Annotated in this window: 20 protein-coding genes; 10 read left to right on the forward strand and 10 right to left on the reverse strand. The window is 63.7% G+C overall.

Features of this window, described 5'->3' with window-relative positions:
* Nucleotide 1 precedes the first annotated feature (1 nt).
* Complete coding sequence (locus AMC88_RS22000) at nucleotides 2–3154, reverse strand: efflux RND transporter permease subunit (protein WP_064825922.1); 3153 nt, start codon at nucleotides 3152–3154, stop codon at nucleotides 2–4.
* Nucleotides 3154–4254, reverse strand: a complete 1101-nt coding sequence (locus tag AMC88_RS22005; protein WP_170960075.1) for an efflux RND transporter periplasmic adaptor subunit — start codon at nucleotides 4252–4254, stop codon at nucleotides 3154–3156. Before AMC88_RS22005 ends, AMC88_RS22000 begins: the two co-directional genes overlap by 1 nt.
* A gap of 205 nt (nucleotides 4255–4459) precedes the next feature.
* Between AMC88_RS22005 and AMC88_RS22010 the strand changes: the two genes are divergently transcribed.
* From AMC88_RS22010 to AMC88_RS22020, 3 genes are all read left to right on the forward strand, one after another.
* Complete coding sequence (locus AMC88_RS22010; protein ID WP_004675886.1) at nucleotides 4460–5146, forward strand: response regulator; 687 nt, start codon at nucleotides 4460–4462, stop codon at nucleotides 5144–5146.
* A 2-nt stretch (nucleotides 5147–5148) separates the two neighbouring features.
* Nucleotides 5149–6438 (forward strand): HAMP domain-containing sensor histidine kinase, encoded by a 1290-nt coding sequence (locus tag AMC88_RS22015; protein WP_064825924.1) that lies wholly within the window; start codon nucleotides 5149–5151, stop codon nucleotides 6436–6438.
* A gap of 116 nt (nucleotides 6439–6554) precedes the next feature.
* On the forward strand, nucleotides 6555–8006 hold the full coding sequence (locus AMC88_RS22020) for an efflux transporter outer membrane subunit (protein WP_064825925.1): 1452 nt from the start codon (nucleotides 6555–6557) through the stop codon (nucleotides 8004–8006).
* An 8-nt stretch (nucleotides 8007–8014) separates the two neighbouring features.
* On the opposite strand, the gene AMC88_RS22025 is transcribed toward AMC88_RS22020, so the two are convergent.
* The 6 genes from AMC88_RS22025 to AMC88_RS22050 form a co-directional block, all read right to left on the reverse strand.
* Nucleotides 8015–8851 carry an HpcH/HpaI aldolase/citrate lyase family protein gene (locus AMC88_RS22025; protein ID WP_064825926.1) on the reverse strand — a complete coding sequence of 279 codons (837 nt, stop codon included), beginning with the start codon at nucleotides 8849–8851 and terminating at the stop codon, nucleotides 8015–8017.
* Nucleotides 8848–9300 carry a MaoC family dehydratase gene (locus tag AMC88_RS22030; protein ID WP_010021499.1) on the reverse strand — a complete coding sequence of 151 codons (453 nt, stop codon included), beginning with the start codon at nucleotides 9298–9300 and terminating at the stop codon, nucleotides 8848–8850. Before AMC88_RS22030 ends, AMC88_RS22025 begins: the two co-directional genes overlap by 4 nt.
* On the reverse strand, nucleotides 9300–11165 hold the full coding sequence (locus AMC88_RS22035; RefSeq protein WP_064830093.1) for an acetyl/propionyl/methylcrotonyl-CoA carboxylase subunit alpha: 1866 nt from the start codon (nucleotides 11163–11165) through the stop codon (nucleotides 9300–9302). Before AMC88_RS22035 ends, AMC88_RS22030 begins: the two co-directional genes overlap by 1 nt.
* A gap of 8 nt (nucleotides 11166–11173) precedes the next feature.
* Nucleotides 11174–12784 (reverse strand): carboxyl transferase domain-containing protein, encoded by a 1611-nt coding sequence (locus AMC88_RS22040; RefSeq protein WP_064825928.1) that lies wholly within the window; start codon nucleotides 12782–12784, stop codon nucleotides 11174–11176.
* Nucleotides 12781–13926 (reverse strand): isovaleryl-CoA dehydrogenase, encoded by a 1146-nt coding sequence (locus AMC88_RS22045; RefSeq protein ID WP_064825929.1) that lies wholly within the window; start codon nucleotides 13924–13926, stop codon nucleotides 12781–12783. Before AMC88_RS22045 ends, AMC88_RS22040 begins: the two co-directional genes overlap by 4 nt.
* A gap of 91 nt (nucleotides 13927–14017) precedes the next feature.
* Nucleotides 14018–15040: an AraC family transcriptional regulator gene (locus AMC88_RS22050; protein ID WP_064825930.1), complete on the reverse strand. Its 1023-nt coding sequence runs from the start codon at nucleotides 15038–15040 to the stop codon at nucleotides 14018–14020.
* A 137-nt stretch (nucleotides 15041–15177) separates the two neighbouring features.
* Between AMC88_RS22050 and AMC88_RS22055 the strand changes: the two genes are divergently transcribed.
* The 7 genes from AMC88_RS22055 (at nucleotide 15178) to lpdA (ending at nucleotide 23249) form a co-directional block, all read left to right on the forward strand.
* Nucleotides 15178–15945 carry a 3-hydroxyacyl-CoA dehydrogenase gene (locus AMC88_RS22055; RefSeq protein ID WP_064825931.1) on the forward strand — a complete coding sequence of 256 codons (768 nt, stop codon included), beginning with the start codon at nucleotides 15178–15180 and terminating at the stop codon, nucleotides 15943–15945.
* A 20-nt stretch (nucleotides 15946–15965) separates the two neighbouring features.
* Nucleotides 15966–17153 carry an acetyl-CoA C-acyltransferase gene (locus tag AMC88_RS22060; protein WP_064825932.1) on the forward strand — a complete coding sequence of 396 codons (1188 nt, stop codon included), beginning with the start codon at nucleotides 15966–15968 and terminating at the stop codon, nucleotides 17151–17153.
* 14 nt (nucleotides 17154–17167) lie between these two features.
* Complete coding sequence (locus AMC88_RS22065) at nucleotides 17168–18295, forward strand: acyl-CoA dehydrogenase family protein (protein WP_064825933.1); 1128 nt, start codon at nucleotides 17168–17170, stop codon at nucleotides 18293–18295.
* Between the two features lie 63 nt (nucleotides 18296–18358).
* The gene (locus AMC88_RS22070; protein WP_064825934.1) at nucleotides 18359–19591 is read left to right on the forward strand and encodes a 3-methyl-2-oxobutanoate dehydrogenase (2-methylpropanoyl-transferring) subunit alpha; all 1233 of its coding nucleotides are present in this window, start codon (nucleotides 18359–18361) and stop codon (nucleotides 19589–19591) included.
* 1 nt (nucleotide 19592) lies between these two features.
* The gene (locus AMC88_RS22075; protein ID WP_064825935.1) at nucleotides 19593–20606 is read left to right on the forward strand and encodes an alpha-ketoacid dehydrogenase subunit beta; all 1014 of its coding nucleotides are present in this window, start codon (nucleotides 19593–19595) and stop codon (nucleotides 20604–20606) included.
* A gap of 3 nt (nucleotides 20607–20609) precedes the next feature.
* The gene (locus AMC88_RS22080; protein ID WP_064825936.1) at nucleotides 20610–21848 is read left to right on the forward strand and encodes a dihydrolipoamide acetyltransferase family protein; all 1239 of its coding nucleotides are present in this window, start codon (nucleotides 20610–20612) and stop codon (nucleotides 21846–21848) included.
* Between the two features lie 3 nt (nucleotides 21849–21851).
* Nucleotides 21852–23249 carry a dihydrolipoyl dehydrogenase gene (gene lpdA, locus AMC88_RS22085; protein WP_064825937.1) on the forward strand — a complete coding sequence of 466 codons (1398 nt, stop codon included), beginning with the start codon at nucleotides 21852–21854 and terminating at the stop codon, nucleotides 23247–23249.
* A gap of 96 nt (nucleotides 23250–23345) precedes the next feature.
* On the opposite strand, the gene AMC88_RS22090 is transcribed toward lpdA, so the two are convergent.
* Together AMC88_RS22090 and AMC88_RS22095 are read right to left on the reverse strand one after the other, a co-directional pair.
* A complete protein-coding gene (locus tag AMC88_RS22090; RefSeq protein WP_010014952.1) occupies nucleotides 23346–24134 on the reverse strand; it encodes a slipin family protein in 789 nt (262 codons plus the stop codon).
* A 28-nt stretch (nucleotides 24135–24162) separates the two neighbouring features.
* Nucleotides 24163–25566: an NfeD family protein gene (locus tag AMC88_RS22095; protein ID WP_064825938.1), complete on the reverse strand. Its 1404-nt coding sequence runs from the start codon at nucleotides 25564–25566 to the stop codon at nucleotides 24163–24165.
* Nucleotides 25567–25688 lie beyond the last annotated feature (122 nt).

The following is a 25688-nucleotide window of genomic DNA, read 5'->3' on the forward strand; positions in this document are numbered from 1 at the left end:
ATTATCTCTGACCGTGCCCCCGCCGTGATTGCTCGGGCTGGAAGGCGATCGCAGCGTGATCGTTGGACGCATGCGGTTTACCCCCGGCAGGGTCCTCGGCCAGCCCGATCCGGCGCAGGGCCCGTATGAGGATCTGTTCGAGATCGTCGACGAAGGTGAAGATGACGGGGATGACGATCAGGCTGAGCAGGGTCGACATCACCACGCCGCCGATGACCACGATCGCCATCGGCTGGCGGAAGCTCGAATCGCCGCCCATCAGGCTGAGCGCGGCCGGCAGCATGCCCGAGGCCATGGCGATGGTGGTCATGACGATCGGCCGCGCGCGCTTGTGGCAGGCATCCACCAAGGCGTCGAATCTGGTCATGCCCCGCTGACGCGACATGATCGCATATTCGATGAGCAGGATGGAATTCTTGGTCACCACGCCCATCAGCATCAGCAGGCCGATGACCGCAGGCATGGAGAAGCTCGTTCCGGTGAGCACGAGCGGCAGCAGCGCGCCGCCGAGCGAGAGCGGCAGAGCCGTCAGAAGCGTGAGTGGCTGCAGAAAATCGTGGAAGAGTACGACGAGAACCGCGTAGATGCAGAAGACGCCGATTGCCATAGCAAGAGCAAAACTCTGGAACAGCTCCGAACTGCGCTGAAGTTCGCCCTGGTTGACCAGGGTGACACCCGCCGGCAGGTGCTGGAGAGCTGGCAGCGCCTGTGCTTCGCGGTTGACGTCGCCGAGGATGCGGCCGTTGAGTTCGACGGAAAGGGTGACATTGCGCATCCGGTCGATGCGGTCGATCTCGGAGGGGCTGCCGCCGATCCTTACATCGGCAATCGATCCGAGATCGACGTTGCCGTTCGTTCCGGCCACCCGCATGTTCTTGATGTCGTCCAGATTGGTGCGCGTCTCGGGCGAGAAGCGGACGACGATGGGGATTTGCCGCTGAGGCAGGTTGAGCTTCGGCAGATCGGAGGAATATTCGCCGTTCGTCGCCACGCGCGCAGCCTCGGCGATAGCGCTCGACGTGACCCCGAGCGCGGCGCTGCGTGCAAAATCGGGCGTGATCTGGATCTCGGGCGCCTGCCGGGCCGCGGTCGATGTCACCGCGCCGATGCCCTGCAGCGAGCGGAGCTGTTCCTCAAGCGCCGTGCTGGCGCTGTCGAGCACGTTAGCATCGTCGCTTGCGAGTGTGATCTCGAGCTTCGTGCCATTGCCGCCGCCGCCGACCTCCACACGCACGCCGGGGAGGACGGAAAGCGCCTGTCGGATATCGTTTTCGATTTCCGATTGCTTGCGGTCGCGCTCGTCGATGGGCGGCAGCACGGCAACGATTGTCGCCGATCCGACATCGCTCGTGGTGCTGGCGTCGGGGCCGCCGCCCGAGGAGGTCGAACCGACGGCGGAAAAGACATGCGTGACGTCGGGAAGCTTGCCGATAATATCCGCGGCCTTCCTGGCCGTGGCATCCGTCTGCTCGATGGTGGCGCCCGGCTGCATGGTGAGGGTGATCTGGGTTCGCGCGTCGTCGGACGCGGGCAGGAAGCCCGATTTCAGCAGCGGGATGGTCGCAAGCGACAGCGCCACGACGACGGCGGTGACGGCCACGGTCGTCTTCCTGCGGTTCATGGCAGCCTTCACGATTGATATATAGGCACGCATGATCCGGCCATCCTTCTCCTCGGTCGGATGGGCCTTCATGAAATAGGCGGCCATCATCGGCGTCAGCAGGCGCGCGACCACGAGCGAGGCGAGGACGGCGACGGCAGCGGTGATGCCGAACTGGCGGAAAATGAGGCCCGGTATGCCGCTCATGAAGGCCGTCGGCAGGAAGACCGAGACCAGCGTGAAGGTGGTTGCGATAACGGCAAGCCCGATCTCGTTGGCCGCTTCGAGGGCGGCATCGATCGGCCGTTTGCCCATCTGCAAGTGGCGGGCGATGTTCTCGATCTCGACGATGGCATCGTCGACGAGGATGCCGACCACCAGCGACAGCGCAAGCAGCGTGACGATATTCAGGCTGAAGCCGGCGAAATACATGACAAGGAAGGTCGGTATGACAGACAAGGGCAGCGCCACGGCCGACAGGATCGTCGCCCGCCAGTCCCGCAGGAAAAGCCAGACGACGATGATCGCCAGGATCGCACCTTCGTAGAGCATGTGCATCGAACCATCGTAATTGCCGATGATCGGTCCGATCGTGCTGTAAGCCTCGTCGATCTCAACGTTGGAATGCTTGGCGGCGAACTGTTTGATCGCCTTGTCGACGTCGGCGGCAACACCGCTGTCGGAAAATCCGTTCGAACGCTTGATCTCGACCGCGATCACCGGCTTGCCGTCGAGATAAGCCATCGAGGAGCGCTCGGCGAAGCTGTCGGTGACGGATGCCACGTCATCGAGGCGAACCTGCTGGCCGTTCGCCAAAGGAATTTTGAGCCCCTTCAGCGCCTCGACCGAGGGCAGGGCGCCGAGCGTGCGCAAGGTCTGGCGGGTGCCGCCGATTTCGCCGAGGCCGCCTGACGTATCCGTCTGCACCGCCTTCAGTTGCGACGACACGGTGGCCGCGGTGACGCCCAGCGACGCCATCGTCGCGGGATCGAGATCCACATGAACCTCGCGATCGATCCCGCCGATGCGGTTGACTTGCCCGACGCCGGATACCGACAGCAGCGCCTTGGTCAGATCATTGTCGACGAACCAGGAAAGTTCCGTCTCGTTGAGAGCGGTCGAGCGGACGGCATAGGTGACCAAAGGGGAGCTCTGCACCGTGACCTTGCTGACGCTGGGTGGTTCCATCTGCGCCGGCAGGTCGCCCTTGACGCTGTCGACGGCATTGCGGACTTCGTTCAGGGCCGTTTCGCTGTCTTTTTCCAGCTTGAAGGAAACCTTGATCGAGACCGTACCATCCGTAATGGTCGTGGTGACGTGGTCGAGATAGCCGAGCGACGCGAGACTGTCCTCGATCTTGCGGGCGACCTCGGTTTCGAGCTGCGTCGGTGCGGCGCCTTCGAGCGTGGCAGTGACGTTGATCGTCGGAAGGTCCATATCGGGGAAGTTCTGGATCGGCAGCTGCTTGAAGGCCAACAGTCCGCCGACGGTCAGCATCACAAACAGCAATATCGCCGGTACGGGATTGCGAATCGACCAGGATGAGAAGTTCATCAGTTTTTCTCCGCAATCTTCACGAGGTCATTGTCCGACAGGAAGGCGCCGCCCGAGGTCACCACCTTCGACGAGCGGTCGATGCCGGAGACGATTTCCACCTCGCCATTGTTGCGGCGGCCCGTTTCCACCCTGACCCTTTGCACCCGCTGATCGTCGCCTGATGTGAAGAGGTAGCTGATCCCGTCCCGGAACACGATCGCCGTCTCGGGTACGGTCAGCGCCGGAGAGGTCTGCAATTCGATGTTGCCGGTGACATAGAGGCCGGTGCGCGGACGGGCATCGGCGGGAAGTGCGACATAGACGATTGCCCGGCTGGTGTCGGTGCTGACCGAAGGCCCGACAAGCCTCACCTTGCCATCGATGACCTGGCCGTCCGGCCCGTTGATCTTGACGCTCAAGCCTTCAGAAATACGCAAGAGATAGCGCGCGGAAATCTCGGCCTGCCATTCGACACGCTGCTGGCGGACCATGCGGAACAGCTCCGTGCCGGCGGAGACGACGGCGCCGAGATCGGCGGAACGAGAGGTTATGAGGCCGTCGTCGACGGCCGTGATCGTGGTCTGCGCAAGCTTGATCTTTTCGCTGTCGAGTGCGGCCTCTTCAGATGCAAGGCTTGCCGTCGCCGTCTGCTCGTCGGCCAGGTATTCGACGATCTTCTCGTCGGAGAGCGCGCCGGAAGGACGCAGCTGCCGCGCCCGGTCGGCATTGGCCTTGGCCTTCGAAAGACTTGCCTTGGCGTTCTCGACGGCCGCCTCCTGCTTGCGAAGATCGGCGAGCACGCTTTCCCGGGAAAGCCGGACGAGCGTCTGTCCCTTCGTGACCACGCAGCCGACGTCGACCAGGACATCGGTGATCCGTAGGCCGCTCGTTTCGGAGGCGATGACCGCTTCCTGCCAGGGTTTCAGCCATCCGCTCGCGGGAACGGTCTCCGGCCAGTCCCGTTGCATCGGCGCCGTCAGAGAGACGGTGAGAGCCGTTGCAGCGGCCTGTTCCGCCATGGCAGAACGCACGGGGGAGACAAGAGCTGCCGCGACAAGCGCAGCGGCAAGTATTCGGGATGGGTTTCTCAACAAAACATTCCTTGTGGTCAAAGGCATGGGTGGCCTTTGCGATCTGCGCGAACGCGACGAAGGACTGCCGCTCATGTCGAGGCGGCCGGTCCTGGCGCGCATCCATGTCATGGTAGGATAAGTAACGGGGCGAACGTTAAGCGCGGTCAAGTTAGTGTTAAGTTAGGTAAAACTTGGCCGGGTGAGCGTGTTGTGCTGTATGGCTTGCCGGGATTAGAGACGGATAACGTGAATGAACAAGGTTCTCCTCATCGACGACGATGCCGAGCTGACGACGCTTCTGCAGGAGTATCTGGTCGAAGAAGGATATGACGTCGTAACGGATACGGATGGCCGCGCCGCCATTGCCGCGGCCGCAGGCAATACGGTCGATATCATCGTGCTCGACATCATGATGCCGCGGATGAACGGGATCGAGGTGCTGCAGCGGATCAGGAAGCTGAGCCAGGTCCCCGTCCTGATGCTGACGGCAAGGGGCGATGACGTCGACAGGATATCGGGCCTCAATCTCGGCGCGGATGACTACGTCCCGAAACCATGCTCTCCGGGTGAACTGGCGGCGAGGCTGCGCGCCATCCTGCGCCGTGCGGGCCAGCCGGCGGCTGGGGTATCGACCGATACGATCAGGGCAGGGCAGCTGGTGATCCATTCCGGCAGCAGAAGCGCCGAATGGCGCGGCGAGGCCCTGGAGCTGACCGGCACCGAATTCAGTCTGCTCGAAGTCCTCGCCCGCAGCGCCGGCCAGCTGGTGTCGAAGCAGGAGATTTCGAAGCGGGCCTTCGGAAAACCGCTCACGCCGTTCGACCGCCGCATCGACGTCCATATCAGCAGCGTTCGCCAGAAGCTCGGGCTGCGGGAGGACGGACAATCCTGGATCCAGTCCGTCCGCGGCCAGGGCTATCAACTTCTCGTGGATTGACCATGCCCCGGCTTTTCTGGAAGTTCTTCAGGATCATCTGGCTGACTCTGGCGGCAAGCCTTGCTGCCATTATCCTTATCGTCAAACTGCTTCAGGCGGTTCCCTTTGCAAGCGAACTGGAACATGAGCGGCGGACGCTCGTGTTGAACCTGACTGCAAATATTCTGATTGAGGACGGCGAAGCCGCCGCTCTGCGCTTCGTGACCACAAGCGAAAAGACGCAACCGCTCGGCCTGATGCTGTCGAAGCCTGACGACGCCGATGCCTGCGCCGAGAAGAACACGGTCACCACCCGATCCGTGACGAAGGATGGGAGCTGCTATCGGCTTTCCGTGTCGGCTCCGGCAGGTTCCACCTTCGACAGCCTTGGCCCATTCCTACCGTGGCTCACCATCCTGGTCGCCAGCACGATCGCGGCGGGCGCACTGGCGCGATACCTCATTCGTCCCGTCGTGCATCTGCGCGACGGCCTGAGCGCGCTCGCCCATGGTCGTTTCGACTTTCGCATCGGCGACAAGATGGCCGGGCGAAAGGATGAAGTGACCGCCCTTGCCTATGATTTCGATGCGAGCGCCGCCCGGCTTCAGGAGCTTCAGGATGCGCAGCAGAGGCTGTTCCATGACGTCTCCCATGAGCTGCGTTCGCCTTTGTCCCGCCTGCAGGCAGCCGTCGGCGTGCTCCGGCAGAACCCGGCTAAACTGGGCGCCATGCTGGACCGTATGGACAGGGAGGTCGAACGGCTCGACACGCTGGTGGGCGAGGTTCTGACCCTTGCCAGGCTGACGGCGGGATCCGGCCGGCCGCTGAAGACGCAGACCCTCGACATCATCGAGCTCCTCAACGAAATCTTGGGCGACGCGGCATTCGAAGCCCAGGCGCGCGAGGTCGCGATCACGGCGAGCGTCGATGGCATCTTCCGTGCCGAGGTGGAAGGCGAACTGATCTACAGGGCGCTCGAAAACGTTGTCCGCAACGCCGTCAAATATACCGCCGAGCATTCGCGTGTGGCCGTATCCTGCGAGACGGTGGCCGATCGCCTCAGGATCTGCGTCACCGATCAGGGGCCAGGCGTCGGGCGGGATGAGCTCGAACGGATCTTCCAGCCGTTTTCCCGCGGCAAGGATGCCATGCCGCGCGGCGGATATGGTCTCGGCCTTGCTATCGCCAGGCAGGCGATCGAGCGTCACGGCGGGCGCGTGCATGCCTCGCTGCCGGAAGCCGGCGGTCTGGCGATCACGCTCGAGCTTCCGAGGCGGCCGATGCCTTATGGTGCGGCCGGCGGTGAAAGCTGATCAGCATCGCTCGACGGGGCGGTGCCGGATTTTACCTAACTTTACAGTTTCTTAACCGCCATTAACGCTGGTGCCGCTAAGCCTGAACCCACGATCCCGGTTCAAGAGGCTCGCCCGTGAGTACGTCGCTTCGCACAAGACTATCATCCCTCCGCTACGCCGCATCGCTCCTGACAATTCTGCTGGCCGGCTGCGTCAGCGGCCCGGATCACGTTCCCCCGCAAATGCCGCTGCCCGCCAAATTCGAAGCGGGCGGTAGCACGAGCAACGGCAATGTCGTGACGGCCGAGTGGTGGACGGCCTATGGTGACAAGCGGCTCGACGGACTGGTGACCCATGGCTTCCGCGAGAACCTCGACGTGCTGCAGGCGCTCGAAAACATCAATTCGGCCTCTGCCAACGTCACTGTCGCCGGCGCCGGCGGCCTGCCGAGTCTGACCGTCGGCGCATCGCATACGGTCTCCGGCGAGAAGGGCCGGCTGCGCACGAGCGTCGGCACCACCAACACATCAGGCGGCGATGCCAGCCTGTCGTGGCTGCTCGACATCTTCGGCCAGTATCGTCGCTCCAGGGAAAGTGCAATCGCCTCGCTCGGGGCCGCCTCTGCAACGGCCGACAATGCCAAGCTCACCTTCCTCAAGGACCTTGTCGAGAGCTATATCGACGCCCGCTATTACCAGGAGCGCATCGCGCTGTCGCAGGCGAGTTTGAAATCCCGCCAGCAGACGTATGAACTCACGCAGCTGCAGTTGAAAGCTGGTGCGGCCTCCCGCCTCGATGTCGTTCAGGCCGAGGGCCTGGTGCAGTCGACGAAGTCGGAAATTCCCGGCCTCCAGCAGAGCTTCACGGAATCGGCCCACCATATCGCCACGCTCATCGGGATGCCGGCATCTTCGCTGATGGGGGAGCTGCAGAAGAGTGCGGGCCAGCCGGTCTTCCGCGGCGACATTCGCGCCGGTATTCCGGCGGACCTCATCCGCAACCGTCCCGATATTCGCAAGGCCGAACGCGAACTGGCGGCCGCCGTTGCCGATATCGGCGCGGCCGAAGCCCAGCTCTATCCGTCGATCTCGCTCTCCGGTTCGATCTCGCCGAGCTGGGTCAAAGCGTCGGGCGCCAGCGGCGGAAGTCTGACCAGCTGGTCGTTCGGACCATCGCTCAACCTGCCGATCTTCGACGGCGGCACGTTGCGGGCGAATGTCGATATTGAAAAATCCGATGCGAAGACCCAATATCTCGCCTGGAAAGCAGCGGTGTTGAACGGCGTCGAGGAAGTCGAAAACGCGCTGACGGCTGTTCGTCGCGACACGCAGACGCTGGAGCCGCTGCGCCGGCAGGTAGAGACGGCGCAGGAATCACTCGCGCTTTCGACCGTAAGCTATAAGGATGGCGCCTCGTCGCTGCTCGATGTCCTCGACGCGCAGCGTTCGGTCTCCGACGCTGAGGCAAGCCTTGCCGCCACCGTCCAGCAGGTCGCCAAGGACTATGTGGATCTCTACGTCGCTATCGGTGCCGGCTACCTCGAGCCGGAGCATGTCGCCGCCAAACCAACCGCAAAGTCGGGCTAATCTGCACTCTATCGTCCGGCGCTCTCCAGAATGCGGGTCGCGAGCTTCAGATGCGGCAAATCAAGCATGCGTCCGTCCACCTGGATGACACCCGCATCGGGCTGGGCGGCAAAGGCGGCGGTGACCTTCTCCGCCCAGGCGATCTCGGCGGCATCCGGCGTGAAGGCGTGATTGATCGTTTCCACCTGGCTCGGATGGATGGCCATCATGCCGGAGAAGCCGTCGCGCCGGGCGCGGCCGACATAGGCCCGCAGACCATTGAGATCGCGAAAATCGGGATAGACGGTATCGATTGCCGGAATGGCTGCGGCATGGGCTGCAAAGAGCGTCAGCGAGCGGGCAAGCTCGTAGGGCGGCGTATAGCGGCCGTCCGTTCTGCGCGCGGTCGCAGCCCCGATCGCGGCCGGCAGATCCTCGGCGCCCCAGGTCAGGCCGCAGAGCTTGTCCGAGACCTCGCGATAGCTGCCGATCTCGAAGATCGCCGATGGCGTTTCGGTCGCGATCGGCAGGATGGGAAGGGCCGATGCGAGAGCGCTTGCAAGCTTCCGCACGGAAGTGGCGCCCTCGGCCTTCGGCAGCATGAGCGCGAAAGGCTGGAGCCCGCTCAGGGCGGCGAGGTCGGCCTCGCATTCCGGCGAGGCGAGGGGATTGATGCGGATGAGGAGCTTGGTCTCGCCGGCATGGCGCTGCATGAAGGTGTGCACGCTGTCGCGGGCCTTTGGCTTGTTGGCAGGCGCGACGGAATCTTCCAGATCGAGAATGACGGCATCGGCGCCCGAGGCGAGGGCTTTGTCGAAACGCTCCGGCCGATCGCCGGGCACAAAGAGCAGCGAGCGCAGCCTCATGATGGCTTCCCCTTCAGCATGGCGGTGCGCAGGCACTGACAGACGATCTCGTCGCGCTGGTTCAGGGTGACGTGCCGGAAGGTGACGATGCCGGCATCGGGGCGGGAGTTCGAGCGGCGCAGTTCCGACACCTCGGTTTCCACCCTGAGCGTATCGCCGATGAAGACCGGCTTCGGCATCGTCACCTTGTCATAGCCGAGATTGGCGACGAGCGTGCCGAGCGTGGTATCGCCGACCGAGAGGCCGACGGTGAGCGCGAAGGTGAAGGTGCCGTTGACGACGATCCGGCCGAATTCGGTGCCGGCCGCATAGTCGGCATCGAGATGCAGCGGCTGCGGATTGTGGGAGAGCGTCGTAAAGAGCAGGTTGTCGGTCTCGGTGACCGTGCGGCGGATGTCATGGGCGATGCGGTCGCCGACCGTCCACTCATCGAAATAACGGCCGGCCATCATTCCTCTCCCTTCATGACGCTGACGACCAGCTGGTTTTCCGAGACCCTGACGCCGGGAGAGACCTGCAGTTTTCCGACAATGCCGTCGAAGGGCGCCCGCAGCGTATGTTCCATCTTCATCGCTTCGACCGTCAGCAGGCGGTCCCCCTTGGCCACGCGATCGCCCTCAGTGACGTCGACCGAAATGACGAGGCCCGGCATCGGCGAAAGAATGGCGCCGTCGCCCACGCCGTGATTTGCCTCTACCTCGCCTGCGTGGGGCAAGCCGATCGGCCAGGCATTGCCCGCATCGAAAAGTACCGTCGCCTCGTCCATCTCGACGGCATTCGCTTCGAGGTCGCCGCGGGCCCTTCCCCAATGGAGGTGACCGTCGATGCGCACACGCACGCGGCTGTCGCTGGGCCCGGCGATACGGAAGCCGGTCAGTGCGGACCAGGGATCGCCAATCGTGCCCTTCGAAAGTGCCGTCGCTGCCTTGTCGATGACGGTTTCATCAGGTCCACTCGCGACAAGGCTTTCGCCGTGGCGGTCGAGGAAGCCGGTATCGATCCGCGCGGCGCGAAAATCCGGATCAGTGGCGATGCGGGCGAGAAGACCGGCATTGGATTTGACCGGCCAGACCTCGACGCCGGCGCAGGAGGCGGCGAGCTTCGAAAGGGCGGCTTGGCGGTTCGGCCCATGCGCGATGATCTTGGCGATCATCGGGTCGTAGAAGGCGGTGATCTCATTGCCCTGATCGACGCCGCTGTCGACGCGGACCGTCTCCGGCAGCTTGAGATGATCGAGCCGGCCGGTCGAGGGCAGATAGCCGGCAGAGGGATTTTCGGCATAGAGCCGGGCTTCGAAGGCCCAGCCGTTCATGGAAATCTCGTCCTGGCTTTTCGGTAAGGGTTCGCCGGCAGCGACCTTCAGCTGCCAGAGCACCAGATCCTCGCCGGTGATTGCCTCGGTGACCGGGTGTTCCACCTGCAGGCGCGTGTTCATCTCCATGAACCAGATGCGGTCGGGATTGAGCCCTGCGGAGGCGTCGGCGATGAATTCAATCGTGCCGGCGCCGACATAGTTGACCGCTCTTGCGGCCTTCACCGCCGCATCGCAGATTGCCGCGCGGGCGGCGGCATCGAGACCGGGGGCCGGGGCCTCCTCGATGACCTTCTGGTGGCGGCGCTGCAGCGAACAGTCGCGTTCGAAGAGATGAACGCAATTGCCTGATTTGTCGGCGAAGACCTGCACCTCGATGTGGCGCGGATTGGCGATATACCGTTCGATCAGAACGCGGTCGTCGCTGAAAGAAGCGGCCGCCTCGCGGCGGCAGGAGGCGAGACCTTCGGCGAAATCCTCACGCCGGTCGACGCGGCGCATGCCCTTGCCGCCGCCGCCGGCAACGGCCTTGATGAGCACGGGATAGCCGATGGCATCGGCCTCGGCCGTCAGCCTTGCCTCGCTCTGGTCCGGCCCGAGATAGCCGGGGGTGACGGGGACGCCCGCCGCCTGCATCAATTCCTTGGCGGCATCCTTAAGCCCCATGGCGCGGATGGCGGTCGGCGGCGCGCCGACCCAGATCATGCCGGCCTTTTCCACCGCTTCGGCGAATTCGGCATTTTCCGACAGGAATCCGTAACCGGGATGGATGGCGGCAGCACCTGACTTTCGGGCAGCCTCCAGGATGCGTGCCTCGGAAAGGTAGCTTTCGCGCGCCGGCGGCGGGCCGATGGCGATCGCCTCGTCCGCTTCCCGCACGAAAGGCAGGCCGGCATCGGCTTCGGAATAGACGGCGATGGTGCGGATGCCGAGCGTCTTTGCCGTGCGGATGATGCGGCGGGCGATTTCGCCCCGGTTGGCAATGAGAAGACTTTCCATCATAGCGCGCCTCACATCCTGAACAGGCCGAAGCGCGGCCCTTTCGGGATCGGCGCATTCAGGCAGGCGGAAAAGGCAAGGCCCAGCACGTCGCGCGTCTGGCGCGGGTCGATGATGCCGTCGTCCCAGAGGCGGGCGGTGGCATAATAAGGGTTGCCCTCCGCCTCGTAGCCGGCGCGGATCGGCGCCTTGAAGGCCTCTTCCTCGGCGGCCGGCCAATCCTCACCGCGCGCTTCCATCGCGTCGCGGCGGATGGTGGCGAGCACGGAAGCCGCCTGTTCGCCGCCCATGACGCTGATGCGGCTGTTCGGCCAGGTGAAGAGGAAGCGCGGGCGATAGGCGCGCCCGCACATGCCGTAATTGCCGGCGCCGAAGCTGCCGCCGATGATGACGGTCACTTTCGGCACGGTGGCGGTCGCAACCGCCGTCACCAGCTTGGCTCCGTCCTTGGCGATGCCGCCGGCCTCATAACGGCCGCCGACCATGAAGCCGGAAATATTCTGCAGGAAGAGCAGCGGCGTGCGGCGCTGGCAGGCGAGCTCGATGAAATGCGCGCCCTTCAGCGCACTTTCGGAAAAGAGCACGCCGTTATTGGCGATGACGGCAACTGGCATGCCCCAGATGCGGGCGAAGCCGCAGATGAGCGTGGTGCCGTAGAGCGGCTTGAATTCATGCAGTTCCGAGCCGTCGACGATGCGGCCGATCACCTCGCGTACGTCATAGGGCGAGCGCACGTCCTCGGGAATGATGCCGTGAAGGTCCTCGACGTCGAGCTTCGGCGGCCGGGGGGACTGAATATCGATATCGACCGACTTCACGCTGTTGAGGCTGGCGACGATATCGCGCACCAGAAGCAGCGCATGTTCGTCATTTTCCGCGACATGATCGACGACGCCGGAGCGGCGGCCATGGGTTTCGGCGCCGCCGAGCTCTTCGGCCGAAATGATTTCGCCGGTCGCAGCCTTGACCAGCGGCGGGCCGGCCAGGAAGATCGTGCCCTGATTGCGCACGATCACCGTTTCGTCGGACATGGCGGGAACATAGGCACCCCCGGCGGTGCAGCTTCCCATGACGCAGGCGATCTGCGGAATGCCTTCGGCCGACATCTGCGCCTGGTTGTAGAAGATCGCGCCGAAATGGTCGCGGTCGGGAAAGACCTCGGCCTGGTGCGGCAGATTGGCGCCGCCGCTATCGACGAGATAGAGGCAAGGCAGCCGGTTCTGCAGGGCGATTTCCTGTGCCCTGAGATGTTTCTTCACCGTCATCGGAAAATAGGCGCCGCCCTTTACCGTCGCATCATTGGCGACGATCATCACCTCGCGGCCGCAAACGCGGCCGATGCCCGATATGATGCCGGCGCCCGGCGCCTCGCCGCCATACATGCCGTTGGCCGCCAGCATGCCGATCTCCAGAAAGGGACTGCCGGCATCGATGAGCAGTTGGATGCGGTCGCGCGGCAGGAGCTTGCTCTTGGCCGTGTGGCGCTCACGCGCCGTTTGCGGCCCGCCCTCGCGCGCCTTCGCCGAACGGGCGTGGAGCTCGTCAATAAGTGCCTTGTTCTTGATGGCATTGGCTTTGAAGCTCTCGCTCTCGCGATCGATCGCGGTCGAAATCACCGTCATGACGCAATGAGCTCCCGGCCGATCAGGTAGCGGCGGATCTCGTTGGTGCCGGCGCCGATGTCGTAGAGCTTGGCGTCGCGCAGTAAGCGCTCGACCGGCCAGTCCTTGGTATAGCCGGCGCCGCCGAGCGCCTGGATCGCCTCCAGCGACACTTTCACGGCGTTCTCGCTGGCAAAAAGGATCGCGGCGGCGGCGTCGGTGCGGGTCGTGCGGCCGGCGTCGCAGGCGCGGGCGACGGAATAGACATAGGCGCGCGCCGAATTCAGCGCGACATACATGTCGGCGATCTTGGCCTGCATCAGCTGGAAATCGCCGATCGGCTTGCCGAACTGCTTGCGATCGCGCACATAGGGCAGCACGACATCGAGGCAGGCCTGCATGATGCCGAGCGGGCCGGCGGCAAGCACGGCGCGCTCATAATCGAGGCCGGACATCAGGATCCTCACGCCTTCGCCTTCCCGGCCCATCAGCGCCTCGGCCGGCACCTCGCAATCCTCAAAGACCAGCTCGGCCGTATCGCTGCCGCGCATGCCGAGCTTGGAGAGCTTCTTGGAAACGCTGAAGCCGGGCATTCCCTTCTCGATGATGAGCGCGGAAATACCTTTCGCGCCAGCGGCGGGATCGGTCTTGGCATAGACGACGAGCACATCGGCATGCGGCGCATTGGTGATCCAGAATTTGGTGCCGTTCAGAATGTAGCGGTCGCCCTTGCGCTCGGCCCGCAACCGCATGGACACGACGTCGGACCCAGCGCCAGCCTCAGACATGGCAAGCGAGCCGACATGTTCCCCGGAGATCAGCTTCGGCAGATAGCGGCGCTTCTGTTCCGGCGAAGCCCAGCGGCGGATCTGGTTGACGCAGAGATTGGAATGGGCGCCATAACTCAGGCCGACGGAGGCCGAAGCGCGCGAAACCTCCTCCATGGCGACGACATGCTCGAGGTAACCGAGACCGGCGCCACCGAATTCCTCCTCGACGGTGATCCCATGCAGGCCGAGTGCGCCCATCCGGGGCCAGAGCTGGCGCGGAAACGTGTTGCTTTCGTCGATCTCCGCGGCCAGCGGAGCAATATGATCGGCAGCAAACCGCGCCGTCGTGTCGCGGATCGCATCCGCGGTTTCGCCAAGCGAAAAATCAAACATGGCACTCCTCCCGCTAAAATATGTAGCGCGGGTTGCGAAAGGTTCAAAGTGCCCATGATTTTGATGCAGGTGAGGGTCCTCCCATTCGACGTTATGCAGATGGCGTCGGGCCTTGCTCCCCCGCTTCCTCTCGCCGGAACGTCTCCGGGCTCTTGCCCATCCATTTGCGGAAGGCCCGGAAGAAGGCGCTGGGTTCGGAATAGCCGAGCAGCACGGCGATCTCGCCGATTGTCTTCGTTGAGTTCAGCAAAAGCTCGACAGCCAGATCGCGGCGGATGTCGTCCTTGATGGCGGCATAGCTTTGTCCCTCGTCGTGCAGGCGGTGGCGGAGTGTGGAGGAGGGCATGCGCATATCGGCGGCAAGAGTTGCAAAACTAATCCAGGCAGCCGGCGTGGCCTGGTTCAAGCGCCGGCGGACGGCAGCGGCGATGCCGGCGTCATAGCGGTAGCGCACCAGAATATTGGCGGGCGCACCGCGCAGGAACTGCTTCAGCGCCTGTTCGCTGCGCGAAATCGGCAGGTTGAGCATGGTGCTGTCAAAGCCGAGCCGGCTGATCGATTGCGAGAAGCGCACCGGCGCGCCGAAGAAGAGCCGGTAGTCGGCCCCTTGCTTGGGTTCGGCGCAGCGGAAATCGACGAGGCGAATCGGAATGCGCCGCCCGACCAGCCAACAGATGATGCCGTGCAGGATGATCCAGTAGGTTCGATAGGCGAAGGCCGAACGCGGGCCGCCGGCATCCCTGAGCTCGACTTCGGCAAGACCATCGCGGATGAAGAGCTGCCCCCTGGGATCGTCGAGCACTACATCGAGGAAGCGCAGCGCCCGGCGCAGCGCATGACCGAGCGTCGGCGCGTGCAGCACGCAATGGCAGAGCAGCGTGAAGCTGCCGCTGCGCATCGGGCGGGCACCCATGCCGAAAAATTCGTCGTCGAGTTCCGCAGCGATTGCCAGCCAGAGCGCGCCGTAGGTCTCGGCTGAAACCGGACGTTCAACTAGGGAAGGCAGGCCGACCTGTGCAAGGATCGGCTCCGTCGGTTTGCCGAGCCGACGCAAGCTGTCCAGCGCCTCCTCCACAAAACCCGGCGCAATCATCCGTCGATCGATCTCGGCCACGGCAATCCTCACTATGGCAAAACTGGCCGAAATTATGGAGCAGTTCTGTCATCGCTTGCAATAGGTGGAGCGAATAGAATCGCTGCTGCCGGTTGCGTCTGGAGGAGGGCGCCTGCCGGCAGGGAGAACCGGAATTCATGCTGATCCCAGGAGCAAGTTTCATCGTCACCGGCGGCGGCTCAGGCCTGGGCGCGGCCACGGTGCGCGCGATTGTCGAGGCCGGCGGGCGCGTGACGATCGCCGACCTCAATGCGGGAGCGGGCGAAGAGATTGCCCGGGAATTCGGCAGCGGGGTTCGCTTCGTCAAGACTGATGTCAGCGATGGCGAGGAAGGAGCGACGGTTGTTGCCGCTGCGGTCGAAGCCTTCGGCGGTCTGCGCGGTCTGGTCAATTGCGCCGGTGTCGCGCCGGCCGAAAAGGTGATCGGCCGCGACGGGCCGCATCGGCTGGAGAGTTTTGCGCGCACGCTCGGCATCAATCTCATCGGCACCTTCAACATGATCCGGCTTGCCGCAGGCGCAATCCGGAACATGGAGCCCGATGCCGAAGGCGAACGCGGCGTCATCGTCAATACGGCTTCGGTTGCCGCCTTCGACGGCCAGATCGGCCAGGCGGCCTATGCCGCCTCCAAGGGCGGGGTGGCGGCGATGACCTTGCCGATCGCCCGTGAACTCGCCCGGCACGGCATCCGGGTCGTGTCGATTGCGCCCGGTATCTTCGAGACGCCGATGATGGCCGATATGCCGGCCGAGGTGCAGACCGCACTCGGTCAGAGCGTGCCCTTTCCGCCGCGGCTCGGCCGGCCGGCGGAATTTGCCGGGCTGGTGCGCCACATCTTTGAAAACAACATGCTGAACGGCGAGGTCATCCGCCTCGACGGCGCATTGCGGATGGGGGCGCGGTGAGCGTCGCCCAAGGAGGAAAGATGGCATTGCAGGACCCTATCGTCATCACCGGTGCGGCACGCACCCCGATCGGCAGCTTTCAGGGAGAGCTGAAGGAGGCGGCCGCACCCGAGCTTGGTGCAACGGCGATCCGCGCGGCACTTGAGCGCAGTCGCGTCGAGCCCGAGGCGATCGAGGAAGTCGTCTTCGGCTGCGTGCTGCCCGCGGGGCAGGGGCAGGCGCCGGCACGCCAGGCGGCCATCCATGCCGGCCTGCCGTTTTCAACCGGCGCCAGCACTGTCAACAAAATGTGCGGCTCTGGCATGAAGGCGGTGATGATGGCGCACGATCTGATAGCCGCCGGCAGTGCCGTCGTGGCCGTCGCCGGCGGCATGGAAAGCATGACCAATGCGCCCTATCTCCTTGACAGGGCCCGCGGCGGCTACAGGCTCGGCCATGGGCGTGTCGTGGATCATATGTTCCTCGACGGGCTGGAGGATGCTTATGACAAGGGGCGCTTGATGGGCAGCTTCGCGGAGGATTGCGCCGAGGCCTATCAGTTCACGCGTGAGGCGCAGGACAACTACGCCATCGCCTCCCTGACGCGGGCGCAGAAGGCGATTGCGGAGGGCAGTTTCGAAAGCGAGATTGTGCCGGTCACGGTCAAATCGGGCAAAGCCGAGCACGTGGCAAGCCGCGACGAACAGCCTGGCAAGGCCAAGCTCGACAAGATCCCGACGTTGAAGCCCGCCTTCCGCGACGGCGGCACGGTGACTGCGGCCAATTCCAGCTCGATCTCCGACGGTGCGGCAGCCTTGGTGCTGATGCGCCGCTCGCAGGCCGAGCGTCGCGGCCTGACGCCGCTCGCCACGATCCTCGGCCACGCCACCCATTCGCAGGCACCCAATCTTTTCGCCACTGCGCCGATCGGCGCGCTGCAGAAGCTCTCCGACCGGACCGGCCTGGCGCTTTCCGACGTCGATCTCTTCGAAATCAACGAGGCATTCGCCGTCGTCGCCATGGCGGCGATGCGCGATCTCGACTTGCCGCATGAAAAGGTGAACGTCCATGGCGGCGCCTGTGCGCTCGGCCATCCGATCGGCGCGTCGGGCGCCCGAATCCTGGTGACGCTGCTTTCGGCGCTCGCGCGCTATGACCTCAAGCGCGGCATGGCAGCGCTCTGCATCGGCGGCGGCGAGGCGACGGCCGTCGCCATCGAGCGGCACTAGAGGGGAGGAGCCACATGATCCTTTCCGAACTTCAGCAGCAGATTTCGGATCTTGCCCGCGACTTTGCCCGCGACCGGCTGGCGCCGGGGGCGGCCAAGCGCGACCGGGAACATCTCTTCCCGCGCGAGGAACTGAAGGAGATGGGCGAGCTCGGCCTGCTCGGCATGCTGGTGCCGGAGGCCTATGGCGGCTCGGATACGGGCGTCGTGGCCTATGCGGCAGCCCTTGAGGAGATTGCCGCCGGCGACGGACCCTGTTCGACGATCATGAGCGTGCATAGCTCCGTCGGCTGCGTGCCGATCCTGAAATTCGGCAGCGAGGAGCAGCGGCAGCGCTTCCTGCCGAAACTGGCGAGCGGCGAATGGATCGGCGGCTTCGCGCTCACAGAGCCGCAGGCGGGTTCCGACGCCTCGAACCTGAAGACCCGGGCGCGGCGCGACGGCGACCACTATGTGATCGACGGCGCCAAGCAGTTCATCACGTCGGGCAAGAACGGCAATGTCATCATCGTCTTTGCCGTCACTGATCCCGACGCCGGCAAGAAGGGTATCACCGCCTTCATCGTGCCGACGGACACGCCGGGCTACGAGGTGATCCGAGTCGAGGAAAAGCTCGGGCTGCATTCCACCGATACCTGCCAGATCGCTTTCAACACGATGCGCATCCCTGCAGAATTGAGGCTCGGGGCAGAAGGCGAAGGTTACCGCATCGCGCTCGCCAATCTCGAAGGCGGACGGATCGGCATTGCCGCGCAGGCGGTCGGCATGGCGCGGGCGGCCTTCGAGGCGGCGCGCGATTATGCCAAAGAGCGCACGGCCTTCGGCAAGCCGATCTTCGAGCACCAGGCCGTCGCCTTCCGTCTTGCCGATATGGCGGTACGGATCGAGGCAGCACGCCAGCTCGTCTTTCATGCCGCCGCCCTTCGGGAGGCCGAAATGCCCTGCCTGTCTGAAGCCTCGATGGCAAAGCTCTTTGCCTCCGAGATGGCCGAGCGCGTCTGCTCCGATGCCATCCAGATCCATGGAGGCTACGGCTACATGGCCGATTATCCGGTCGAGCGCATCTATCGCGATGTGCGCATCTGCCAGATCTATGAGGGAACGAGCGACGTGCAGCGCATGGTGATCGCTCGCAATCTATAAGAACCATACCGGCCCTGCTTCCGGGGAGGGACGCACAGCCGGCAAAGGGAGGAAAGAAAAGACATGGTGGATTCCGCTCGTTTGAGCCTGCACGTCCCCGAACCCGCCGTCCGTCCGGGCGGCCAGCCCGATTTTTCCAACGTCAAGATCGCCAAGGCCGGTGCCGTGCCGCGGCCGGAGGTCGATGTCGCATCCGAGGATATCCGCGATCTCGCCTATTCGATCATCCGTGTCTTGAACCGTGATGGCGAGGCGGTCGGCCCCTGGGCGGGGTCGCTGTCCGATGAGGAACTGCTGACCGGGCTTCGCAACATGATGAAGCTGCGTGCTTTCGATGCCCGCATGCTGATGGCGCAGCGCCAGGGCAAGACCTCCTTCTACATGCAGCACCTCGGCGAAGAGGCGGTCAGCTGTGCCTTCCGCAAGGCGCTCACCAAGGGCGACATGAACTTTCCGACCTATCGCCAGGCGGGCCTTTTGATCGCCGACGACTATCCGATGGTCGAGATGATGAACCAGATCTATTCGAACGAGAGCGATCCGCTGCACGGCCGGCAGCTGCCGATCATGTATTCCTCCAAGGAACACGGCTTCTTCACCATCTCGGGCAATCTCGCCACCCAATATGTGCAGGCCGTCGGCTGGGCGATGGCCTCGGCGATCAAGAACGACAGCCGCATCGCCGCTGCCTGGATCGGCGACGGATCGACGGCGGAATCCGACTTCCATTCGGCCCTCGTCTTCGCCTCGACCTACAAGGCCCCTGTGATCCTCAACATCGTCAACAATCAATGGGCGATCTCCACCTTCCAGGGCATTGCGCGCGGCGGTTCGGGCACCTTCGCCGCCCGTGGCCTCGGCTTCGGCATTCCGGCGCTCAGGGTCGACGGCAACGATTATCTCGCTGTCCACGCGGTCTCCCGCTGGGCGGCCGAACGCGCCCGGCGCAATCTCGGGCCGACGCTGATCGAACATGTCACCTACCGCGTCGGCGCGCATTCGACCTCCGACGATCCGAGCGCCTATCGGCCGAAGACGGAATCGGAAGCCTGGCCGCTCGGCGATCCGGTGCTGCGGCTGAAGAAACATCTGATCGTCAAGGGCGTATGGTCGGAGGAGCGGCATGTGCAGGCGGAAGCCGAAATCATGGACGAGGTGATCGAAGCGCAGCGCCAGGCGGAGACGCACGGCACGCTGCATGCCGGCGGCAAGCCTTCGGTGCGCGACATTTTCGAAGGTGTCTATGCCGAGATGCCGCCGCATATCCGCCGCCAGCGGCAGAAGGCGGGGTACTGACATGGCGAGAATGACGATGATCGAAGCCGTGCGCAGCGCCATGGACGTCTCGATGGCGCGCGACGACAATGTGGTCGTCTTCGGCGAGGATGTCGGCTATTTCGGCGGCGTCTTCCGCTCGACGCAGGGCCTGCAGGCAAAGTATGGCAGGACGCGCTGCTTCGATACGCCGATCAGCGAATCCGGCATCGTCGGCACGGCGATCGGCATGGCCGCCTACGGGCTGAAGCCCTGCGTCGAAATCCAGTTCGCCGATTACATGTATCCCGCCTATGACCAGCTGACGCAGGAGGCGGCGCGCATCCGCTACCGCTCCAACGGCGATTTCACCTGCCCGATCGTCGTGCGTATGCCGACCGGCGGCGGCATCTTCGGCGGCCAGACGCACAGCCAGAGCCCGGAAGCCCTTTTCACCCATGTCTGCGGGCTGAAGGTAATCGTTCCCTCCAACCCTTACGACGCCAAGGGGCTGCTGATCGCGGCGATCGAGGACCCCGACCCGGTCATGTTCCTGGAGCCGAAGCGGCTTTATAACGGCCCCTTCGACGGCCATCACGAACGGCCGGTGACACCCTGGTCGAAACACGACCTCGGCGAGGTGCCTGACGGCCATTACACGATTCCGATCGGCAAGGCCGAAGTCCGGCGCACGGGGTCTGCGGTGACCGTGGTTGCTTATGGCACGATGGTGCATGTGGCGCTTGCCGCGGCCGAGGATGCCGGCATCGATGCCGAGGTGATCGATCTAAGAAGCCTGCTGCCGCTCGATCTCGATACGATCGTCAAATCGGTCACCAAGACCGGGCGCTGTGTTGTCGTGCATGAGGCGACCCTGACGTCGGGCTTCGGCGCCGAGGTCGTGTCGCTGGTGCAGGAACATTGCTTCTATCATCTCGAAGCGCCTGTGGTGCGTGTCGCCGGCTGGGACACGCCCTATCCGCATGCGCAGGAATGGGACTATTTTCCCGGTCCCGGCCGGGTCGGGCGGGCGCTTGCCGAAGTCATGGAGGCCTGAGCCGTGGGCGAATTCATCATCAAGATGCCGGATGTCGGCGAAGGGGTCGCCGAGGCCGAGCTTGTGGAATGGCACGTGAAGGCAGGAGATCCGGTCCGCGAGGACATGGTGATCGCCGCCGTCATGACCGACAAGGCCACGGTCGAAATTCCCTCACCCGTCAGCGGCACCGTCATCTGGCTCGCCGGCGAGATCGGAGACCGGATCGCGGTCAAGGCGCCGCTGGTGCGGATCGAAACGGCGGGCGATGTTGGTGAGGCTCCGCCTATGCAGATCTCGCAGGCGCCGGTTGCCGAACCGGCCAAGGTCGAAGCTGTGCGGCCTGCTCCGGTCGCGCCGCCTGCGCCGGCTCACGCATTGCCACCGGCTGAAAGGCCGCTCGCCGCGCCGTCCGTGCGGCTTTTCGCCAGGGAAAACGGCGTCGATCTCCGGCAAGTGCAGGGCACGGGACCTGCCGGACGCATCCTGCGCGAGGATGTCGAGCAGTTTCTGTCTCAGGGAGCAGCGCCCGCAACGGTAAAGAATGGTCTCGCCAGAAAGACGGCGACCGAGGAGATCAAGCTGACCGGCCTGCGCCGCCGCATCGCCGAGAAGATGGTGCTGTCCACCTCGCGCATTCCCCACATCACCTATGTGGAGGAAGTTGACATGACCGCGCTTGAGGAGTTGCGCGCCACCATGAACAGCGACCGCCGGCCGGATCATCCGAAGCTGACGGTGCTGCCCTTCCTGATGCGGGCGCTGGTCAAAGCGATTTCCGAGCAGCCTGAAGTCAACGCCACCTTCGACGACGATGCCGGCATCATCACGCGTCATAGTGCCGTGCATATCGGCATTGCCACGCAAACCCCGGCCGGGCTGACCGTGCCCGTCGTACGGCATACGGAAGCCCGCGGCATCTGGGATTGCGCCGCCGAGATGGTCCGGTTGGCGGAAGCGGCGCGCTCGGGCACGGCGACGCGCGACGAGCTTTCCGGCTCGACCATCACCATCAGCTCGCTCGGGGCGCTCGGCGGCATCGTCTCGACGCCCGTCATCAATCATCCCGAGGTGGCGATCATCGGCGTCAACAAGATCGCCACGCGCCCGGTCTGGGACGGCGCGCAGTTCGTGCCGCGCAAGATGATGAACCTCTCCTCCAGCTTCGATCATCGCATTATCGACGGCTGGGATGCGGCGACCTTCGTCCAGCGCATCCGTACGCTCCTCGAAACCCCGGCGCTCATTTTCATCGAAGGCTGATCCATGAAAGAGATTGTCTGCAAGCTCCTCGTCATTGGCGCCGGCCCAGGCGGTTATGTCTGCGCCATCCGTGCCGGGCAGCTCGGCATCGATACGGTCATTGTCGAGGCCGGCAAGCCCGGCGGCACCTGCCTGACGGTCGGCTGCATTCCCTCCAAGGCTTTGATCCATGCGGCTGAGGAATTCGCCGCGACGCAGAAGATGCTCGCCGGCAAAAATCCGATGGGCATTCGCGTCGAAGGCGCCTCGATCGATCTTGCCAGGACGATTGCCTGGAAGGACGGCATCGTCGGCCGGCTGACGGGCGGCGTCTCGGGGCTGTTACAGAAGGCCCGGGTCAAGATCGTCCATGGCCGGGCTCACTTTCGCGACGGCAAGACGGTGGAGGTCGAGACGGAAACCGGCCAGCAGATCATCCGCGCCGAGACCGTGGTCATCGCCACCGGTTCCGATCCGGTGGAGCTTTCCAGCCTGCCCTTCGGCGGCCGCGTCATTTCCTCGACGGATGCGCTGTCGCTGACGGTGCTGCCGAAGAAGCTTGTTGTGGTCGGCGGCGGCTATATCGGGCTGGAACTCGGCACGGCGTTCGCCAAAATGGGATCGGAAGTGACGGTCGTCGAGGCGACGCAACAGGTGCTGCCGCTCTATGACGCCGAGCTGGTGCGGCCCGTCCTGCGCAAGCTGACCGAAAGCGGGATCCGGGTGCTGACGGGCGCGAAGGCGATGGGCCTTGCGGACAATGGTGAGGCGTTGCTTGTCGAAACCTCCGATGGCCGGCGAGAGAGCCTGCCGGCCGACCGCATCCTCGTCACCGTCGGTCGCCGCCCGCGAACAGCGGGATCCGGTCTCGAGGAGCTCGATCTCGATCGCGCCGGTCCTTATCTGAGGATCGATGATCGCTGCCGCACCTCCATGCGCGGCATCTATGCGATCGGCGACGTGACCGGCGAGCCGATGTTGGCCCACCGGGCCATGGCGCAAGGGGAGATGGTGGCGGAAATCATCGCCGGCAAGAAGCGGGCCTGGGACAAGCGCTGCATTCCCGCCATCTGCTTCACCGATCCCGAGATCGTCAGCGCCGGTCTCTCGCCGGCGGAAGCGCAGGCGCAAGGCTACGAAATCCGCACCGGCCAGTTTCCGTTCAGCGCCAACGGCCGGGCGATGACCATGGTCTCGGAGGAGGGCTTCGTGCGCGTCGTCGCCCGTGCCGACACCAACCTCGTGCTCGGCTTGCAGGCGGTGGGGGCAGGTGTCTCCGAACTCTCGGCGGCTTTTGCGCTGGCGATCGAGATGGGTGCGCGCCTGGAAGATATCGCCGGCACCATCCACGCGCATCCGACCCGCAGTGAAGCGGTGATGGAGGCGGCGCTGAAAGCTCTGGGAAGCGCTTTGCATATTTGAGCCGAGCTGGCCAAGACCAGGGGCGGAGGCGTTCCGCCAGATCTACCCGCTGGGGCATGGCCTGATTTTGCTCCAGCTTTGACGTCCAAGCCTGGATCAATCATCAACGCCAGTGCCGTTCGATGACTTCGGCCTGATGGCCATTAGATTCCCGAGCTCCATCGGGAAGGGGAATAAGATCGTCGAAGTCTTCTCGCTGGCGATGACGTTCAAAGTGCTCAGGTAACGAAGTTGCATCGCCTCCGGCTGCCTGGCCAGAATTTCGGCCGCTTCCAGCAGCTTCGCTGCAGCTTGCTGTTCGCCCTCGGCATTGATCACTTTTGCGCGACGTTCGCGTTCGGCCTCCGCTTGGCGAGCAATCGCACGAATCATCGACTCGTTGATGTCGACATGTTTGATCTCGACAGTGGCTACTTTAATCCCCCAAGCATCGGTCTGAGAGTCGAGGATTTCCTGAATATCCGAGTTGAGCCTGTCACGTTCCGCCAGCATTTCATCGAGGTCGTGCTTGCCGAGCACGGAGCGCAACGTCGTCTGGGCAAGCTGGCTTGTTGCCATCATGAAATCCTCGACCTGTATTGTCGACTTCTCGGGGTCAATAACCCTGAAATAGATCACCGCGCTGACTCGAACCGAGACATTGTCATGTGAGATGACGTCCTGGCTGGGGACATCGAGGACCCGCGTGCGCAAGTCGACCCGGATCATCTGCTGGACATAGGGGATGAGCAGAATCAAGCCGGGTCCCTTGACTCCGGTAAAGCGGCCAAGTGTGAACACGACGCCGCGTTCATATTCCCTCAGGATCTTAACCGCGGACGCGAGGATGGCGACCAAGATGACGATGGCCACCAAATAGAAGGCAAGATCTGCAAACATATCCATGACTTCTCCTCCTGCTTCCGGAGTGCCGTTAAGGGCCCTTGGGATGGCTGGTGACCTCAAGCGCCAGCCCGGTGCGGCCGATCACGCTGACAAGGTCACCAGCAACAAGGGGTTCGGCGGAAACCGCCTTCCAGCGTTCGCCATGCGCAATCACGTACCCCGTCAGCCCCTCCCAACTCTCAACTTTACCTGATATGCCGATCATCTGCTCGGCACCGGTGGCAACCCGGCGCAAGCGTGAGGTGAATGCCAGGCGAGCAACGACAAGGCTAAAGGCAAGAGTCGCGAATGCAATTGCGCCCAGCAGGGAGCGCGACACTTCCAGGCCGGGCATATCGGTATCAAACAAAATGGTTGCGCCGAGGATCACGGCTATCCCGCCGCCAATGCCGAAAGCGCCGAAGCTTGGCGAATGCGCTTCAGCCAGAGTCAATCCGACACCGAGGAAAATAAGCCCAAGGCCGGCAAAACTCACCGGCAGCAATGCCAGGGCATAGAGACCAAGGAGGAGGCAGATGCCGCCGATCGTGCCGGGAAGCATTGTCCCAGGTGCGAGAAATTCGAAGATCAGGCCATAGATACCGACCATCATCAGGATGATCGCGATGTTCGGATCGGTAATGACGGAAAGCAGGCGCGTGCGCCAGTCAGGCTCGAATTCCTGCACGGCCAAACCGGCGGTATCGAGCCGGATGTCGGTTTGACCGACCCGCACCATGTGCCCGTGTGCCTTTGCAAGAAGATCGTTGACATCAACGGCGATGAAATCGATGGCACGTTCGCGCACCGCCGCGGTGGATGAAAGGCTCGCAGCTTCGCGGACAGCACGCTCTGCCCAGTCGGCGTTGCGATTGCGCAATTCCGCAAGCCCGCGAATGTAAGCGACCGCGTCGTTAACGGCCTTAGCTTCGTGGGCATTGCCTGGAGCTTCCGCCGGCTTGCCACTCGGTTCGCCCGGCTTCTTTTCGGGTTCCTCATCACCGCCGAAAGGCTTTACGCCGAGCGCGATGGGTGTCGCCGCACCCAGATTGGTCCCAGGCGCCATGACCGCAATGTGGCTTGCGTAGAGAATATAGGTGCCGGCGCTGGCAGCCCGTGCCCCGCTTGGTGCGACAAAGCCCGCGACAGGCACCGGCGAGGCAAGGATCGCGCGAATGATTTCCCGCATGGAGGTGTCAAGGCCACCGGGTGTGTCCATTTGCAGGATGATCAAGACCGCTCCACGTTCGCCGGCACTCTGAATGCCTCGTACCACGTAGTCAGCTATCGCAGGCCCAATGGCGCCGTTCACCTTGAGGACGACAGAAGCGCGGTCGGATGCCGACGGTGCGACGAAGGCCAAGGCTGAGAGCAGCAAAAACAACAAAGTGAAGATTGGCGGTTGCCATCGCCAACAGCTTAATCCCCGCGTGACAATCTGCGGAACGTACATAATCCATTTAATATATGTCGGAAATTACAAAGAAAAAGAAAGAGGCGTCTCAGGATTTACGAGCATGCGAGAAACGCCGAGCCTCTGCTGATCGTATTGCGCAGGGGCGGTTCGACCCTTTT

The sequence above is a fragment of the Rhizobium phaseoli genome, from assembly GCF_001664385.1.
Taxonomy (GTDB): Bacteria; Pseudomonadota; Alphaproteobacteria; order Rhizobiales; family Rhizobiaceae; genus Rhizobium; species Rhizobium phaseoli.

Coding starts and splice junctions, on each gene's coding strand:
- AMC88_RS22000 (WP_064825922.1), bottom strand. CDS start 3,154: ATGAACTTCTCATCCTGGTCGATTCGCAATCCCGTACCGGCGATATTG.
- AMC88_RS22005 (WP_170960075.1), bottom strand. CDS start 4,254: ATGCCTTTGACCACAAGGAATGTTTTGTTGAGAAACCCATCCCGAATA.
- AMC88_RS22010 (WP_004675886.1), top strand. CDS start 4,460: ATGAACAAGGTTCTCCTCATCGACGACGATGCCGAGCTGACGACGCTT.
- AMC88_RS22015 (WP_064825924.1), top strand. CDS start 5,149: ATGCCCCGGCTTTTCTGGAAGTTCTTCAGGATCATCTGGCTGACTCTG.
- AMC88_RS22025 (WP_064825926.1), bottom strand. CDS start 8,851: ATGAGGCTGCGCTCGCTGCTCTTTGTGCCCGGCGATCGGCCGGAGCGT.
- AMC88_RS22030 (WP_010021499.1), bottom strand. CDS start 9,300: ATGGCCGGCCGTTATTTCGATGAGTGGACGGTCGGCGACCGCATCGCC.
- AMC88_RS22035 (WP_064830093.1), bottom strand. CDS start 11,165: ATGATGGAAAGTCTTCTCATTGCCAACCGGGGCGAAATCGCCCGCCGC.
- AMC88_RS22040 (WP_064825928.1), bottom strand. CDS start 12,784: ATGACGGTGATTTCGACCGCGATCGATCGCGAGAGCGAGAGCTTCAAA.
- AMC88_RS22045 (WP_064825929.1), bottom strand. CDS start 13,926: ATGTTTGATTTTTCGCTTGGCGAAACCGCGGATGCGATCCGCGACACG.
- AMC88_RS22055 (WP_064825931.1), top strand. CDS start 15,178: ATGCTGATCCCAGGAGCAAGTTTCATCGTCACCGGCGGCGGCTCAGGC.
- AMC88_RS22060 (WP_064825932.1), top strand. CDS start 15,966: ATGGCATTGCAGGACCCTATCGTCATCACCGGTGCGGCACGCACCCCG.
- AMC88_RS22065 (WP_064825933.1), top strand. CDS start 17,168: ATGATCCTTTCCGAACTTCAGCAGCAGATTTCGGATCTTGCCCGCGAC.
- AMC88_RS22070 (WP_064825934.1), top strand. CDS start 18,359: ATGGTGGATTCCGCTCGTTTGAGCCTGCACGTCCCCGAACCCGCCGTC.
- AMC88_RS22075 (WP_064825935.1), top strand. CDS start 19,593: ATGGCGAGAATGACGATGATCGAAGCCGTGCGCAGCGCCATGGACGTC.
- lpdA (WP_064825937.1), top strand. CDS start 21,852: ATGAAAGAGATTGTCTGCAAGCTCCTCGTCATTGGCGCCGGCCCAGGC.
- AMC88_RS22090 (WP_010014952.1), bottom strand. CDS start 24,134: ATGGATATGTTTGCAGATCTTGCCTTCTATTTGGTGGCCATCGTCATC.
- AMC88_RS22095 (WP_064825938.1), bottom strand. CDS start 25,566: ATGTACGTTCCGCAGATTGTCACGCGGGGATTAAGCTGTTGGCGATGG.